The 16,289-nt window shown below is 67.7% G+C and carries 10 protein-coding genes; 1 reads left to right on the top strand and 9 read right to left on the bottom strand.

All coding sequences use genetic code 11. From position 1 onward, the window contains the following. Position 1 precedes the first annotated feature (1 nt). The 9 genes from BKH20_RS01215 to BKH20_RS01175 all read right to left on the bottom strand — a co-directional run bounded on the left by BKH20_RS01215 (position 2) and on the right by BKH20_RS01175 (position 15,163). On the bottom strand, positions 2–3,583 hold the full coding sequence (locus tag BKH20_RS01215; RefSeq protein ID WP_075389617.1) for a tubulin-like doman-containing protein: 3,582 nt from the start codon (positions 3,581–3,583) through the stop codon (positions 2–4). Positions 3,584–3,709: 126 nt separating this feature from the next. Continuing rightward, a complete protein-coding gene (locus BKH20_RS01210) occupies positions 3,710–6,325 on the bottom strand; it encodes a VWA domain-containing protein (RefSeq protein WP_256692964.1) in 2,616 nt (871 codons plus the stop codon). Between the two features lie 229 nt (positions 6,326–6,554). Further along, on the bottom strand, positions 6,555–6,965 hold the full coding sequence (locus BKH20_RS01205) for a hypothetical protein (RefSeq protein WP_143222863.1): 411 nt from the start codon (positions 6,963–6,965) through the stop codon (positions 6,555–6,557). Between the two features lie 199 nt (positions 6,966–7,164). Next, positions 7,165–7,542: a hypothetical protein gene (locus BKH20_RS01200; protein WP_256692963.1), complete on the bottom strand. Its 378-nt coding sequence runs from the start codon at positions 7,540–7,542 to the stop codon at positions 7,165–7,167. Between the two features lie 282 nt (positions 7,543–7,824). Beyond that, positions 7,825–8,658, bottom strand: a complete 834-nt coding sequence (locus BKH20_RS01195) for a hypothetical protein (RefSeq protein ID WP_075389613.1) — start codon at positions 8,656–8,658, stop codon at positions 7,825–7,827. A 147-nt stretch (positions 8,659–8,805) separates the two neighbouring features. Beyond that, positions 8,806–9,321 (bottom strand): hypothetical protein, encoded by a 516-nt coding sequence (locus BKH20_RS01190; protein ID WP_075389612.1) that lies wholly within the window; start codon positions 9,319–9,321, stop codon positions 8,806–8,808. 353 nt (positions 9,322–9,674) lie between these two features. Beyond that, entirely contained in the window at positions 9,675–10,292 is a 618-nt protein-coding gene (locus BKH20_RS01185; RefSeq protein WP_075389611.1) for a hypothetical protein, read from the bottom strand. 120 nt (positions 10,293–10,412) lie between these two features. Continuing rightward, the gene (locus BKH20_RS01180; RefSeq protein ID WP_075389610.1) at positions 10,413–12,647 is read right to left on the bottom strand and encodes a beta-galactosidase; all 2,235 of its coding nucleotides are present in this window, start codon (positions 12,645–12,647) and stop codon (positions 10,413–10,415) included. Positions 12,648–12,718: 71 nt separating this feature from the next. Continuing rightward, complete coding sequence (locus BKH20_RS01175) at positions 12,719–15,163, bottom strand: sialidase family protein (RefSeq protein WP_075389609.1); 2,445 nt, start codon at positions 15,161–15,163, stop codon at positions 12,719–12,721. A gap of 148 nt (positions 15,164–15,311) precedes the next feature. Between BKH20_RS01175 and BKH20_RS01170 the strand changes: the two genes are divergently transcribed. Beyond that, complete coding sequence (locus BKH20_RS01170; RefSeq protein WP_075389608.1) at positions 15,312–16,268, top strand: DUF4862 family protein; 957 nt, start codon at positions 15,312–15,314, stop codon at positions 16,266–16,268. Positions 16,269–16,289 lie beyond the last annotated feature (21 nt).

The raw sequence follows: 16,289 nt of genomic DNA, 5'->3' as shown, positions 1-16,289 counted from the left end.
GTCAGTACTCGATTCCGGATCCGAATGATGTCGGCGAGGCGCCCAGGTCCGAGGCGGGCGGAGCTGAGGCGACAACGCCACGAACGCGACTGAGCTCGTCGTGCATGTCCTGGGCGAGATCGATGGTCAAAGGCGTCGTCTCCACCAGGGAACGTCGGCGGTAGTTGGTGAAGTGCCCGGGTTCATCGGCCTTTCCAGGGCCAGGCAGGTAGTTCTGCTCCAGGTCGCCGAGGATCACGTCGCAGTAGCTCAAGAGCTTCTCACGTCGAAGCTCGGGATCCGTGAGCTGATCGATTCCGGCGGCCGGAGTGAGACCGTCGACCTGTCCCCGTCCCAGGAGCGTTGATACGGCCTCGTCCACCGGGGTCGTCACCCCGAAGGCGATCTGCGGCTCGTTGACGGAGGCGTCGGCCCACCGGCGCAGCACCCGCCAGGGCCTGAAGGCCTGCAGACCGTCCTCGCCCACGCGCAGGTACGCCAGAAGGGATGACTCCAGCACCGCGGGCAGCCAGGCGTTGGCGGTGATCATTCGTGACGGCGGAGTGAGCATGGGAGCGGGGAAGGCCACCCACTCCTGCTCCTCGGTGTCCCAGACACGCACCGGCTGGGTGTCGGAGTGGCCGCCCCACGGCGCCCGTTCGATCCCGCCGGCCAGGGTGGCCGTCCACCAGCCACGCACCATGGTGAGGCGTTCCGCGTCGCCGAAAGGCAGTCCTCCGCTGAGGGGACGTGCTCGCCTGAACCGCCAGAACGCGTCCCTGGCTCCCGCCGAGCTGTGGGCCCGGTCCCAGGACTCGCGCACGGAGCGCAGCAGGCCGGAGTACGCCACGGGAAGGGTGCGGGGGTAGGAGCCGAAGACGTCAATGCGGGCGACGTCCTCGTCCCCCAGGGCCTTGTCGACTCGGTCGTGCACCAGCTCACGATCGATGGTCGACTCCTGATCGAGGTAGTCGAGGAAGTCCTGGGCGACGCTCTGATTGCGCAGAGGGATGGGGGAGAAGGTGTATGCCAGCGCGGGCGTATCACCGTTGTGAAGAGAGCGGTAGGTCTCGGTGCTGATCTCCACCAGGGGCCGCGCCATCTCCAGTGTCCGTTTCAGACCGGTGAGAACGGCCTGCGAGCGCTGGGACCGCTCATGCTCCCCCACCGTCTCGTCGGTGAGGAAGCTGCGCAGGGACTGGCTGCAGAAGACCTCGAAGGCCTCACCGCGCCGTGCGACGAACGCTCGGGCGCGGCCCAGGACCTCCGAGGGGCGCAGACGCAGCTCGTAGCGGGCGGGTGTGGGAAGGGCGCTTCCGGTGGCGCCCTGGAGGCCGGCGGGGACCCATGCGGTGGTCACGGTGAGCAGATCCTCCGGAGGCTTGTCCCCCGCCCCCTGCTCCCAGGTCCCGGAGATGACTTCCTGGACAGTACGGGAGTAGGCCTGGTGGAAGTCGCGTTCACCGCCGACGGCGTCGACGATGTGCTCCTCGAACCGTCCGGGATACTGTTCCACCGGCATGAGGACGACCTCGTTGTGGGCGGTGGCGAACCGCTGCGGCACGATGCTGCCGTCGGCCTGGCCGGGTTGAGGCTCCTGGGGCCATGCGCTGTAGACGTCCGTGGTGACGTCGGCGATGCCCTGCTGGCTGGCGCGGATCGCCCGCGCGTCCACGAGGACCTTGCGGGCGTCGTCCAGGACATCTTCCAGGGGCTTGACAGCTGAGGTCATCATGTCGCGCATCGCCGTGGCGAGGTGCGCGGCGGTTCGCGCGCTGAGCCAGTGGAACGCCGACTGCTGCAGCTCGGACTCGAGCTTGCCGGTCACTTCCCCGAGCCCTGCTCCACCGAGAACGGCCTTGCCCATGCCGCGCAGCTGGTTCAGGAGGGAGTCGGGGAAGGACAGGGGGTGCTGGGGCGCCAGATGCTCCATCGCCGCGACCCGGGGAATGAGCGTGTCCAGGACGCCCCCGGGCTGGCGCAGCCGCCCCAACAGATACAGGGCGTAGGGAAGTCCGAGGTCGGCGATCGCCTGCCGGGTGGTGGCCACGAGGCGGTCAGCCATCTCCTCGACTCGTTTGAGCGCGTAGTTGAGGCTGGCGCGCTCGAGCTCGGAGACGAAAGCCGCCTCCTTGGAGGTGGTCAGCCACCGGTTCATCCCGTCAGCCCATTCGGTCACCGGCATTCCCTCGGCCTGGGGCCGTTGAGCCAGCACGGCCTTGACCGCGTCCTTGGCATGGCCCCCCAGGACGGACTTGTTGACGGTCGAGGAGACCGTATCGCTCAGGAACCAGTCGATCGTGGCCTGGTCCACCGCCGAGCTTCCCGCCAGGACCGGGGAGCCGGAGGAGGTGGGAAGTCCCAGGCTGTGCAGCTCGCTGTCCTGACGATGCGCCCACAGGTCGGCAAGTCGCTGGGTGTCACCGGTGGTGTCGCCCACCAAACGGAATCCGTCCAGGCTGTGGTCGACGGAACGCCGAGCAATGCGTTGGGCGGCGTACTCGGCGTACCGGTCCCGCCCGGTGCTCAGCGACGCGTAGCCGAAGGAACCCCACGCCGTATCCGTGGGGTCCACTCCCCAGCTGGTCATGTCCCGTCCCGGAATGGAGACCTGGTTGGCGATGTCGTAGGAGACATAGTCGTCGAAGGCCGACGACGAGATGTAGCGGGCCAGGCCGCGCCCCATCCCCCGGAAGACGCCCTCGGTGGTGCCGTCCCCGAAGACCGCGCCGGAGCCCCCGGCGCGTAGACCGATCGGGGTGACTCGCTTGAAGGCCCGTCCCGCCCGATTCGTCAGCCCGAGCGTCTCGTAGAGCCGCTGGTCGAGCGCGGCCGCGGCGCCGTCGGCCCCCGCCTGGGCGGCCACGATCTCCCCCAGCATGGCCAGGGTGTTGCCCGGCATGCCCGAGCGCATGTGCGCCGGCACCGAGGCGAAGGCCTCGGCGGTGTAGAGGAACACCGAGATGAGCTGGGGGTCGATCGCCGGCGTCGAGTTGACTCCGGCGATGAGGCGACACACATCCAGGGTCATGGACGCCCCAGACCCTCCAGCCATCGAGGAGACGACGAGCACCAGGGGCGGAGCGGTGGTGTCGGGAGCGAAGCCGGCTCCAGGCACCACCTGCGACACCAGGGCCGCCTGCTCCTGAGCCTTGGGGCTCACCATGCGCGTGAGAGCCGACTGCACGGCCTGTGAGATGTCACGCAGCCTCGTCAGAACGAGTAGACGACCGATCCCCCGGAACTGTCCGGCACCCACTGTCACGGGGAAGGCGACGTCCTTGGGTCGGCGGGGCATCCAGGTGGCCAGCTGTCGCAGCCCCTGACTGCCGTTACGTTGAACCGACTGGGTCAGAGCCTCGTCGACGACGCGGTACTCACCGTTGGCGACGCCGCAGGCCACATAGGAGCCTCCTTGGCGGCTCACCGAGGCCACGGCCTCGCCCTGCTCCTCCTGAAGGGGGGTGTCAACGTTGAGGAACTGCCAGCAGCCCGGTACCTCATCGATACCGTGGACGGCCAGGTCCGCGTGCAGCTGGTCCAGCATGTAGGACAGCGTTCTGGCGCCCGACCCACCGCATCCGACGACGAGGACCTTGTGCATGGTTCGATCGTTCCTTTCTGCCGGCCTTCGGCATTATATGAGTGGCTGTATCACCGCAGGTCACGGACTGATAACCACCATGATTCCGGTGCGCTCTCTGCGCAGGCGCGTCCCACTGACAGGACGCTATAACGTGGGGAGGGCGGCCGGAGGGTCCTGGGGGTCGGAGTTGGACGGGGGACGCTTCGTAGCCTCCTGCACCTCAGAGCTGGATGCCCCCTGAGACGGCGCGCCCGGGCTGGTCGGGAAGCCGGCGAAAGGACTGTCGTCGACGGGGTCGAGGGAGCCGAAGCCACCCCCGGCGTCCGGCACCGACGTCCCCACCGTGGGCAGGGCCCCGGTCCGCCCCTCGGCTGCTGTGGTCGATGCCCCGGCCGGCTTGGTGGGAAGAATCGAGTCGACACGAGACGCAAGATGGGCGCGGGCATCGTCCACAACCTTGGCGAGGACGGCGTCGTCCAGTGAGGCTGCCAGCACGATCAGGGTCACCCGCCGCGCATCGTCCGCCTGCGACGGCTGGTCGGCAACCGCGATCCACTGACCCCGGACCCCCAGGGGCACGACCGCCCGCCCCCCGCGTGATCCAGGGGTCGCCCCGGAGACCGATGGAGCATCCGGCTCGACGAGCTCAACCCGGGGGACTGCGGTAGGAGACAGTCCCATGATGGCGCGCAGGCGATAGCCGTCCATCTCAAAGGTGCGCGTACGGCCCCGAAGGGAGTACATCCTCATCCGTTGGGAGGGCAGCTCGATCCTGGGAGAGGTTCCGTCACTGGGAATGTCCACGACGGTCGTACCCACGACCAGTGACCCTGAGGGGATCACCGCCGACAGGTACTTGAGGAGGTAGAGGACTCCGATCGGGATCAGCACTCCGCACAGCAGCGCGATGATGAATGCCGTCCATGCGGTGCCGACGTTGAGCGGGCGGCGCATATCGGCTTTGAAGGGGACGGCGACGCTTTGGGGCTCTCCCTGGTTGTTCAGCGGAGCCACCGTGACGGTCACGGTTCCTGTCACCGCGCCGTTGGCGTGCTCCTGAGTCGCCAGCTTGACCGGCACGGTTCCCGTCTTCCCCTCCTCGACCTTGACGCACGTGTCCTTCGACGACGCCTGGGCCGAGAGCGTGACGGTTCCGGCTTCCTTCGGAGAGCCGGTGAGCGTGGTCTGACCGTCCCCGATCCAGACGCAGCCCGGGCCGGTGACCTTGAGGTCGGCGCTGGCCTCGGTCTGACCATCCATGCGACCGAAGTCGATCTGGTCGCCCAGGGTCGGATAGTTCGACGGCGGCGAGACAGTCACCGCGGTCGAGGCCAGCGATGGCGAGAGCGTGGTGCCTTTGACCGGTGAGCCGCTGGCGCTGGTGGCGTCGCCTGTTGTCACGGTGAGGCTGGTGGTCACGGTGCCGCTGCCTAGGGCGGCGTCCTTGGGAATCGTGATCCGTTGTGGCGTGGACAGTGAGGCCGGGTCGGTGCTCGTGAAGAGGGCGTGCTCCTTCCCCTTCGCATCCTTCAGCGACACGTTCAGGGAGACTGGACCGGTGAGATCGGAAGCAGGAACCTCAGGGCCTCCCACGCCGTCAACCAGCTTCAGGTCAGCGTTCGACACCGTCTCCCCTTGGCGCAGGGTCGTCTGCCCCAGGTTCTTCCAGGCCATCGACAACGGCGAGCTGAGGTGGAGATTGACATGAACCTCATGCCCTGCCGACGCTGCCCGCCTGTCGACGAAGACCAGGCGCCACTGCCCTGTCCATGCGGCGGCGTTGGCGGAGTCGAGGTCGATTCGTAGTGTCCGCCCTGTCATCCACTCGTACGAGACGCCTTGCTTGTTCTGCGGCCCACTGGAGTCCGATGTCATCACGATGGGCGTCTGAGAACCAGGAGCGTAGAGGTCGGCCTCCAGTCCTTGCGTATCCGAGGAGGCCAGAATGTGTACGCTGCGCAGCGAACGGTCCAGGACGAAGCTGGTCTCTCCGTCGGAGCACACGTCGCCCTGACAGATCTTGGTCGCGCTGCTGGAGACCGAGCGTCCCGGAGCAGAGATCGAGTCGAACGCCATGAGCAGCGAGTCGATATCCGTCACGGGATAGAATCCACCCGGAGGATCGGAGACATTGCCGCACGACTCAACGGAGTTTTTAGCGGCATTCACCCCTCCACCCAACGTGATTCTCTTCATGAAATCGAAGTTGGAGTCTCCGCTGCTCAATCCAATGCCCAGCAACGTGATGTGGGAGGAACGCAGCTGGTCAGCGAGTCCGGTCGGCCGACACATGTCCTGCTTTCCTGCGGACTCGGCCGTCTTCACGCCCGACTCGTCAGTCAAGGCGGAGCCAGGGGCATAGGGCTTGGTGGTGCCGAACTCCTGCTGGGACTGCTCAGAGTCCCGCACATCGAGGTCGTAGGCGCCGTCCGAGAACCAGGCCACCGCCCGGCACTCTGACTGATCATGTCCCGCCAGGTCCTGACGCGCTCCCTCCAGAGCGGTCCAGTAGTCTGTGTCGTAGTCCTTGAGATTGTCCCCGGCCGCGGTGATCTGCTTGTCGACCTCAGCCAGGGAGCCTGAGTTGATCGTGACCCAGTCGCCCAGTGCGTGATAGTCGGAGGCGAATCCCGCGACCCTCACCTTCAACGTGACCTTGGAGGAGTCGGCGAAGGCCGCAAGACGCTGCGCGAGGTACTTGCTCGCCTTGACTCTCGCCTTCTCCGGATCCGACTGCCGCAGGGAGCCTGACTGGTCCATCAGGAGGACCAACGACCCCTCGCCTTTACCTGAGAGGCAGGCTCCGAAGGCACTGAGAGGCCCAGGGGTCTGATCCTTCTGGGGTGCGGCGAGGGCCTGAGGAGCAGGAGACAGAGTGCCCCCTGCGAGCAGGAGGATCGTGACGCCCAGAACTGCCAGGACGTTGACGGCCAACCGCCTCATTCGATGGATCAGTTCACAGCAACTGTGACGCGGGTTCATATGCCACTCACATCCTACCCACGAACAAAGCGATTCTGACAGAGGTGGCCGCAATGGCCAGGAAGCATAGCAGCACCGACAGTCGGTACAGGAGCTGGGGGCGCGAAGAATAGAGATACCATGGGCTTGTCTGGCGCTTGGCGTTGCGAACAACAAAGACCGTAGCGGCCCCCAGTCCCACCAGTACCGCAAGCACCCAGCCGATGCCCGCCACAACCACTGACTCACATAGCGCGGACAGGGCGATCGCGACAACGGCCGCTGTCAAGGCGACGTAGAGGAGCCCTTCGGGGGCCTTGGTCACGTGGATCGAGGAGCTTTCAGAACGCCAGATCGAACCATCGGTCCCCGAACCGAACCCGACACCACTCCTCGTACCGGCGTCACCCGATCGGAGGCTGCCGGATGCCTCCTGCATCCCACCCGTCCCCGAGGGCGAACCCCCCGTGCTGCTGACGTCCCCTGCGGAGGGCTGCTTCGTCCAGGAGCCCGCGCTAGGAACCTTCGGAATCTGCGCCATGATCGTTCATCATCCTCTCGTCTGCTGGACACCGCCGGAGCAGATCCACACCATCACGTTCGTGGTCCCGCGACACTTCTCACCGTCTTGAACACGATCAGGAAGCTCCTTCCTTGCCCTGGCGCAGCAGCTCGACAAGATCGTGGCGCCAGGACAGAGGAATCCCCATCGACTCCACCTTGGCAAGGACTGCATCGACACTCTCGGGGCGCACGTCGCCGGCATAGTGGCGAGCCTCGATGAAGGTGTTCCTCCGTAGCGCCTCAACTCCCGCATAGCCGGCAGAGCCTGCCGCGATCGCGGGCAGGACCACACCGCACAGGAGGACGATCGCGGCGAGTGTCTTCGGCCTGGATCTCACGATCGCGATGATCGCCATGACGACGGCGACGAATGCCAGCAGAGCCCCCGCAATCACGGCGATGACCGCCTTCCAGCTGACGAGTGTCGCGCCATCGAAGACGATGGCGAACACGCGGATCGATGTGAGGAGTGCGTAGACGCCCCACCCGAGTAGGCAGCATCCGATGACGGTCAAGACAATACTGGCTGACATCGCCCTGCTGCGCCGAGCTGTCTTCACCGAGGGCTCAGGTGACGACAGCTCAGCCTCAGCGGGTGAACTTCCCTGGAGCATACTCAGGGAGGAATCTGCAGGCGGCTCAGACAATGACGGAAAGCTCATCCTCAGTACCTCTCAGCAACGAAGGAAGCACAGCCGCCCCTCACTGCACCAGCAGCGTTCCGATCCTCGCCGTCAGAAGAGCTCATATGAGTTCCTGTTCAAGGTGAATCCTTTTCCTGTCCATTGATTCCAGCACTTCACTCCGTCCTCGCTGGATGAGCAGGCGTAGTTCCCGTCCGAGCTCTCGCTCGTTGTCCCATACTCCAGGGTTTGCATGTTCTCACCCTCATGTCCGTCCAAGATGAGTCCGCACGCCAACGCAGCGTCCGCCTTGCCGACGCTCAGGGCGAACAGAGTGTCATCACAGTCCTGCTGGCCGTTGTCAGCATAGAAGCGTTCATTGATGAAGCAGTTCAGCTGACCATCCACGACCTCGCACACGATGTTCTTCGAGGGGGTTTGAAAGAGATCCGTGGTGATCGAACCCGCAGGCGCCGGGCTTGCCTTGTCCGGCGTCGCACTAGCCTCCGACCCGGAATGCGAGGAGCCGAGCTTATCGACGGCGTGGATGCAGCCGTACATCAGCGCCATGACGACCACTGAGATGACGAGGCAACCCAGCGCCATCGCCCCGCATGACGAGTTGGCGCGGGAGTTTGCTCGCACGGGTGCTTGCTGCATCCCCTGAGGCGGGACCTGCATCGGCACCGGCGGCATCTGCTGGGTCTGGTGCGCCTGCACCGGAATCGTCTGGGTGGCCGCCTGCCGGGTCTGGTGGCGACTCCATGCCTCCGCCGCCTCCTTGGACCCTCGCTCCTCGATGATCCACTGGCGCAGCTCTGGGGGGCATGAGGGGTTCATGACGATGAGGGCGTACAGCTCGGGATACAGGTCCGCCAGCTGCTCCAGCCTGTCTGCAGAGGTCTCTGGATCGCGAGCCTCAGCGGCTTCAGGAATCTCTCTCATATCGTTACCTCAACCGAACGATGACGCTCCGAGAGTCACCCAGTATCAGCGCCCCTCGGCAATCAGTACGGGCTTCATCGTCTCAACAATGTACTGCCGCGTTTGACGCGCCGGCGACCTTCACGCAGGCACAGCCACACCTGTCGACTAATCCAAGAATACGTGCCACAAATGCCTGGCAACCGAGAAGACCAGCGCGGGAATACCAACCATCACAGCCAAACCGAATTTCACAATGTACAGAAAGTAAGGAAAGAGTAGCATCAAATAAAATATAAGCGGAATGTCAACCCTTCCCTTGGACTTGAAAGAGAATCTCAGTGAATTAATGACGGGATCCATGAACGACAACGCGCGCCATCCGAAGGGGAATCCAGCACCCATGCCGAAGAAGATCGCATAGCTGGATAGCTCATCAAAGGACCTGGTCACAGCATAGAAAATTCCCATGCCGGCAAGCGCTCCCAGAATCATCATGATGGCATCCTTCATGATGCTGTGGGAGATCTCCGGTGTCATGTTCATGCGAGAGCGGAGCGTCTGACGTCCGACCGGCTGCGCGGATGGCACCGCCCCTTCGGTGTACGCATAGGGATGCGTTGTCGGCAGCTGGTTCATGTAGTACTGCGACGAGTCTTCAGGGATGCCGTTGGGAATCGTCATAGCGACAGTGTAGACGCCGCCACCTTCGTGTGATGTCCTGTTGAGCAACTACCTTGTAGTCAACCCCATGACGCCGCACCACCGCTGAAAGCTCACCACCAGGCGCTTTCGATCCCCTTACTGCCTCACGTCAGGGTTGTGCTCGAAAAGGAGGTCTGAGCGCCCGGCGGGCGGTGCACCACGACTCCGGCCACCTCAGCGGCCCGGTCACTCCGGCCACCTCAGCGGCCCGGTCGGAGTGGTTGAGCAGGAAGAGAACGTCCCCACGCCGCTGGGCCTCGACGCCGTGGACACGAGGAACCCAAGGCCCCTCCGAGAACCTCACGACCACCGCCCCTCGCACGGCAGCACCGTTACGACACGATGTCCTTGGCTGAGCGAACGGTCTTGATGATCTCATCACGCCAGGGAATCGGGACGCCCAGGGCCTCGACCTTGCCAAGCACCGTGTCGGCCTGCTCGGGCTCCACCCTCCCCGCGTACTTCAGAGCCTGATCCATCGTGTGGTCCTTCAGCGCCGAGGTGCCGTAGTGACCTCCGGCCGTCATCGCGGCGGCGGGGAGAACCAGTGACGCTAGGACCAGGACAGCCGCCATGGTCCTGGGGCGGGTCCTGACCATTGCGACGATGGAGATGACGACAGCAACGAAAGCCAGGAAGGCACCGGTCACCACCACCGCGACGGACGGCCAGCTGATCAGGCCGGCCCCTTGGAAGATCACGTCGAATACACGGATCGAGGCGAGGAAGGCGTACGAGCCCGCCCCCAGAAGCACACAGGCCAGGGCCACCATGACGATACCCGCCCAGAGTGCCCGGGAACGCCGGGGCTCAGGAGACGTGGTGACGGCTGTTCCCGGTGCGAGCCGCGCAGACATGTCAGGGGCGGCCCTCGCCTCTTCTTCCGAGCCAGTGACCTGAGAGCCTGCAAGAGGCAAAGGCGATGACGACGGTGAGGAGGAAGCAGACATGGGACGCTCTTTCGGAGGTGAGGCACGTCGAACCTGAACGGCGCCGACGTCATGAGTGTGGCGTTCCTTCGGCTTGCGAGGAATGGAAAGGCCTCCCCATGAAACAGCGTCGGGGAAGCTCTAACGCACCACGAGTGCCGAGCGCGGGGGCACGATCACGTGGCCCGTGCAGGACCCACCGGTCAGCAGGTCGGTGCCCACGACTCCGGTCACCTCAGCGGCCCGGTCGGAGTGGTTGAGCAGGAAGAGGACGCTGCCGCGCCGCTGGGCCTCGACGCCGTCGGGCAGGTCGGTGACCACGGGGCGCAACCGGGCGTGTGCGCACACCAGTGTCAACAGGGCGGCCCGGCTGAGGGCGTCGAGGTCGGCGGCCACGTACCAGCCCGCTCCTGCGCCCTCAGCCACCCGCCGGGTGATGGCGGGCCGCCCGGCCAGGTCCGCTCCCCCGCCGCGGCCGTCGAAGACCGCGACGACCTCGACCGCCTGGCGGCCCTGACCGGCCTGAGCATTCTCGGCCGCCTCTTCAGGCGCCTCGTCGATACGGAGCTCCTCGGCCCAGCCGCCGGCACGCAGATCGGGGGCGGGCGTTCCCATCCGGTCCAGGACGCGGCGCAGGGGCTCGCTGACGGCCTCCAGTCCCGTCCATGTCTCTGCACCGGGTGTCCCGACGGCACGGCTGAGGCGGTTGACGAGCGCGCTCCGGGGATCGGGCTGCTGGACCTGACCGGTCAGGGCGGCGTGATCGGTGACCCGCACCCCCAGCAGCGGCCGCAGGGAGCCCAGGTAGCCGCCCAGGACAGCGCCGGCGTTGGCGTCGACGACCCCGGTGGGGCCGACCACGATGACCTGAGCGCCCGCGGCGACCGCCCGCTCCAGGTGCCCAGCGAGCTCGGGGCGGTCGATGAACACAGCGGGAACGATGATGAGGCGATAGCCCTCCAGTCTCCGGCCCACCGGGACGATGTCGGTGGCGATCCCGGCCTCCCACAGGCTGCGGTGCCAGGCACGGGCCGCCTCGAAGCGCTCGCCGACCTCGACCGGGCCGATGGCGGTGCTCAGGGCCCACTGGCTCTCCCAGTCCAGGACGAGGGCCGCCTCGGCCGACACCGGCTCACCCAGGACCGGCCCGAGGCGTGTGAGCGCTTGCCCGGTGCTCACCATCTCCTCCCAGGTGCGACTGTCGCGCCCGGCGTGGGGGACCATGCCGGAGTGGAAGGTCTCGGCGCCCTGGCGGGACTGTCGCCACTGGAACTGCAGGATGCCGTCGGCGCCGTGGGCAACGCGGGCCAGGGACCACAGGAGGAGCTGGCCGGGGCGCTTGGGCGAGTTGCGCCTACGCCACTGGACGGCGCTGGGCGCCTGCTCCATGAGGATCCAGGGGCGCCCTCCGGCCAGGCCCCGCATGAGGTCACCGGCCCAGGCGACCTCGTGGGCGGCGGCCGGGTCGGCGGGGTCGGGGTAGGAGTCGTCGGAGACGATGTCGAGGGACTCGGCCCAGCGCCAGTAGTCGGTGGCCGGGAAGTCGCCCATGAAGTTGGTGGTCACCGGCCGCGTTGAGCGCTCCCGCAGGATGCGGGCCTCGGCCTCCATGAGGCTGCGCAGCTGGTGGTCGCTGAAGCGCCTCCAGTCCAGCATCTGGGCGGGGTTGGGGAAGGTGGGCATGGCACCGGGCGGGGTGACCTGCTCCAGGCTCGCGTAGCGCTGGGACCAGAAGTCGGTGCCCCAGGAGACGTTGAGGCGCTCGACGTCGCCGTAGCGCTCACCCAGCCAGTCCCGGAAGGCCTGGGCACAGGCGGGGCAGAAGCACTCGGCGGTGTGGCAGCCGTACTCGTTGCCGATGTGCCACATGACGACGCCCGGGTGGTCGCCCAGGCGTTCGGCCAGCGCCGTGGCCAGGGCGGCGGAGCGCTCCCGGTAGACGGTGGAGCTGGGGCAGTACTGCTGGCGCGAGCCCAGGCCCAGGCGCACGCCGTCGGCGTTCATCGGCAGGGACTCGGGGTGGTCGGTGGCCATCCAGGCGGGCGGGGAGGCGGTGGCGGTGGCCAGGTCGATGGCGATGCCGGCCTCGTGGAGACGGTCGACGATCTCCACCAGCCAGTCGAGCTCGTAGACGCCCTCGCGCGGCTCGAGGCGCGCCCAGGAGAAGATGCCGAGGGAGACCAGGTTGACGCCGGCCTCGGCCATGAGCTCGAGGTCCTCGGCGAAGGTGGCCTCATCCCACTGCTCGGGGTTGTAGTCGCCGCCGTAGGCGGGGCTGGTCAGTCCCAGCAGCTCGTGCGGGGCGCGGCGGGGCGTGGCGCCACCCGGTGCCTGCTCGGGCCGGGTCGTGGAGGCTGAGGGCGAGGGGATCGTCATGGGTTGATTCTCCCCCACCTCTGCCCCACCCCGTGCATCGCGGGCACCCGGGTCGGCGGGGCCGGGCGGGCTCAGCTGATGGTCGAGCGCGAGCTCGTCAGCCAGGCGATCGGCACAGTGGTGAGGAAGAGACCCTGCCACTCGCGCTCCCACAGCAGGGCGATGTCGCCGCTGGGCAGCTGGGCCATGCACTGGTAGACGTAGTGGCGCGGGTTGACGACCCGGTTGTGGGGCCAGGTGGCGCCGTCGTCGTAGCTCAGGCGCAGGACGCCGCAGCCGCGGAAGGGCAGCATCCGCGAGGCGTTGGCGAAGACGATCCCCCGGCCGGCCGCACCCTTGACGCCGTCAGTGACGCCATTGCCGCCCTCCCCGGCCGCTGCGCCCTCCAGGCCAGTGACGGCGATGGCGTTGGGCTGGGAGAAGATTTCGGGGAGCTGCTCGTCGTAGTCGACCTCCCCCCAGGTGACGCCCCCGTCGTGGGAGACGGCGTGGGCGACCCTGCCCGAGGGGTGCTGGTTGCGGGCCCACACGTGCACGGCACCGTCGGCTCCTTCGACGAGGACTGACTCGTACAGGCTGGCCCGCTCATCGGCCAGGTCCCGGGAGTGGACGACGGCGCCCAGCACCTCGCGTCCGTCATTGGGTGAGGCCCCCAGGATCCAGGTGGCCCCGCCGTCGTCGGAGTAGATGGCGGCGCAGGACAGGTAGCCGGTGCCGCCGGCCTCGTGGCTGTAGTAGACGGGGGCGAGGATGCGTCCGGCGTGCTCCGGCGCACTCAGCTGGATGGCGTTGCCGGGCCCGGTGCCCAGGAAGCACATCCAGTCGGCCTTGACCTGGGCGGTGATGTCGATCGGCTCGGACCAGGTGGCGCCGTCGTCGTCGGAGGTGAGCATGAGCAGGTGGGAGCCGCGGTGCTGGAAGAGGCAGTTCTCGGGGGCCTGCTCGTGGGCCAGGTAGATGCTGCCGGCCGCCCGGCCGCCCAGGAGCACGTCACCGGCGCAGACTCCTGCAGCATCGTCGCCGCTGAGGACGACGCGGTAGTCGGTGGCCTCGCCGGCCTCCGTGACGACGCTGCCGTCGGGCTCGACGGCGAAGAGCTCGCCGGCGCGGTTGTGCAGCACGCGGCGCTCCTGTTCATCGAAGCCGGTGCCGACGGTCGCGTTGGGCTGGCCGATGCCGCCGGGGAACTGGTCGACCAGGCAGATGACGCGCCCGGTGGAGCGGTCCTGGACCAGGACGGAGTCGATGAGGCTGGCGCCCAGCGCCCCGGTGCCCGGGAGGCTGAGCAGGGTGCGCATCTCCTCCCAGGTGGCGCCGCCGTCGAGGCTGCGGCGCATGACGAGGTTGATGTCGTTGGGGGCGTCGTTGGGGATGGAGACGCGTTGGTCGGCGCCGGCCAGGATGACGCCGCTGTCCAGGGTGAGCAGGGAGGGGATCCGGTAGGACCGGGCGCCGTGGTAGCCGGTGTCGAACAGGGCGCGCGTGGGCAGCGGGGCGGCTGCGGCCAGGCGCTTGACCTGGGCGTCGGTGAGGGCGGCGTCGTAGATCATGGCGGTCTGCGCCTCGCCGAAGAGGCGCCTGCCGTCCAGGTCGGCGCCCACGACGACGCGTGTCACCGGCGCGATGTCGGCCAGGAAGGCGCCGCCGGGGACCAGGGCGACCTGGTAGCCGTCGACGTGGATCTCCACCGCTCCGCGCCCCGAGGTGACCACGACGTCGTGCCAGGTCCCGTCGTCCCAGTGGCCCGGGGCGCGCGCCTCGATGAGGGGCTCGGTCTCGGGTGAGTCCTCGCCGGGGAGCACCCGGTAGCTCAGGCCTCCCGCGTCAATGTCGAGGTGCAGGGTGCCGCCCTGGCCGCTCGCGGCGATGATGGTGCCGCCCTGGCCGCGGCCGCGGGTGCGCAGCAGCGCCCGGATGGAGCCGGTGGCCAGGGCTCCGGTGCGGCGGGCGTCGCGGGCGGAGAGCTCACTGGCCGCGAACTGGACCAGCGGGGTGGCGGCCAGGGACTGGGCCATGACGGCGCGGTCACTGAGCGGCTCGTCCCAGGCGGCCAGGCGGGTGACTGCGGCAATCCCGTCGGGGTCGATGCGCACGTCGGTCAGCCCGATCTGGGAGAGGAAAGCGGTCAGCGTCGTGGAGAAGCACTCGTAGCCGTCGGCGTAGAGGTGGGTGCCGGTCTCGTTGACGGTCACGGCGATCGTGTGGGGGCGGCCGTCGTCCAGGCCCAGGGCGTCCTCGGCGTCGAGGACCCGCCGCTGGATGTCGCTCTCTCCCCCCGCTCCGGGGCTCTCCTCCGGCAGGCCGACCGCTCCGAGGACCTGCTCGCCGTCGAGGCGGCCGGCGCGAAGCGACAGGGTGATCCGCCCGTTGGTGCCGGTGAGAGCGATGAGGGTGGCGTCGGCGCGGGCGGCGACGTCGAGAAGGATCGTGCCGCGCTCGCAGGCGGCCAGGGCGGCGACATCCTCCTCGCTGAGGCTCAGGGGGGACGTCTCAGATGCGATGAGGTCGACGAGCATGGGGAGATCCTTCGTGGCGGCAGCGGCTGCCCACCGGCGCTGGACGACCGGCAGTGCCGTGCGCGACGGTGCGCCACCACACATCCAGTCATATGATGTCTGATGTATCGCACACTGTAGCACGATCCCTGAACCTCAAGGAGACCACATGTCCGCCACCTCAGAGAATCGGACTGACACACCCGCCCAGCCCCGCACCGTGCCCTTCGTCGTCGGCGCCTACCCCATGCTTCCGCCCGACGACGAGGACCGCAGCGGTGCCGCCGCCCTGTACGCCGCCCTGGGCGACCTCGGCTGGGTCGACGGCATCGAGCTGCCCTTCCGGGAGGCCCTGGACGCCCCCGAGCCGTGGCTGGCCGAGCAGCTGGCCGGGCGCTTCGACCAGTGCGTCATCACGGCGATCCCGGGAACCATGGGGCGCGCCGGAGCCGATCCCGTCTTCGGCCTGGCCTCCCCCGACGACGACGGACGCGCTCAGGCACTGGCCTACACCCGCTCCCTGCTGGAGACCGTCGACCGCCTGCACGAGGCTGCCGGCGAGCAGCTCGTCACCCGGGTGGAGCTGCACTCGGCACCGCACCACCAGGCCACCCCTGAGGCCTTCCATACCTCCTTGAGCGAGCTGAGCGAGGACTTCGCCTCACGCGGCCTGGAGATGATCGTGGAGCACTGCGACGCCGAGGGCGGCGTGGGCCCCTCGGAGAAGGCCTTCCTGACGCTGGCCCAGGAGATCGCCGCCTGCCGGGACACCGCGGCACTCATCACCGTCAACTGGGGGCGCTCCGTCATCGAGACCCATGACCCGTCCACCCCGGAGAGCCACGTGCGCGAGCTCGTGGAGGCGGGCCTCCTGGGTGGCGTCATGATCTCGGGCGCGGGGCCACAGGAGACGCAGTGGGCCTGGGCGTGGGCCGACGCGCACTTGCCGCTGGCCGAGCACGAGCCGACCAGCTGGCTCACCCCACAGCGGGTGGCCGCCACGATGCGGGCCGCCGACGGCGCCCAGGTCTACGAGGGCCTCAAGATCAACACCCCGGCGAGCGCCTCCCTGGAGGACAAGCTCGCCTGGGTCAGCCGTGTCCGCGAGACCATGCTCGGTGCCTGAGCACCATTCCTCTAAGCCCGG

The organism is Actinomyces oris (assembly GCF_001937445.1).
GTDB lineage: Bacteria > Actinomycetota > Actinomycetes > Actinomycetales > Actinomycetaceae > Actinomyces > Actinomyces acetigenes.
The sequence above is the reverse complement of the archived record's forward strand: the minus strand, read 5'-3'. Positions and strand labels throughout refer to the sequence as shown.

Excerpts from the sequence above, each read along its gene's own strand:
- BKH20_RS01215 (WP_075389617.1), bottom strand. The coding sequence starts at position 3,583 with ATGCACAAGGTCCTCGTCGTCGGATGCGGTGGGTCGGGCGCCAGAACG.
- BKH20_RS01185 (WP_075389611.1), bottom strand. The coding sequence starts at position 10,292 with ATGTCTGCTTCCTCCTCACCGTCGTCATCGCCTTTGCCTCTTGCAGGC.
- BKH20_RS01190 (WP_075389612.1), bottom strand. The coding sequence starts at position 9,321 with ATGACGATTCCCAACGGCATCCCTGAAGACTCGTCGCAGTACTACATG.
- BKH20_RS01195 (WP_075389613.1), bottom strand. The coding sequence starts at position 8,658 with ATGAGAGAGATTCCTGAAGCCGCTGAGGCTCGCGATCCAGAGACCTCT.
- BKH20_RS01180 (WP_075389610.1), bottom strand. The coding sequence starts at position 12,647 with ATGACGATCCCCTCGCCCTCAGCCTCCACGACCCGGCCCGAGCAGGCA.
- BKH20_RS01210 (WP_256692964.1), bottom strand. The coding sequence starts at position 6,325 with ATGGACCAGTCAGGCTCCCTGCGGCAGTCGGATCCGGAGAAGGCGAGA.
- BKH20_RS01175 (WP_075389609.1), bottom strand. The coding sequence starts at position 15,163 with ATGCTCGTCGACCTCATCGCATCTGAGACGTCCCCCCTGAGCCTCAGC.
- BKH20_RS01205 (WP_143222863.1), bottom strand. The coding sequence starts at position 6,965 with ATGCAGGAGGCATCCGGCAGCCTCCGATCGGGTGACGCCGGTACGAGG.
- BKH20_RS01170 (WP_075389608.1), top strand. The coding sequence starts at position 15,312 with ATGTCCGCCACCTCAGAGAATCGGACTGACACACCCGCCCAGCCCCGC.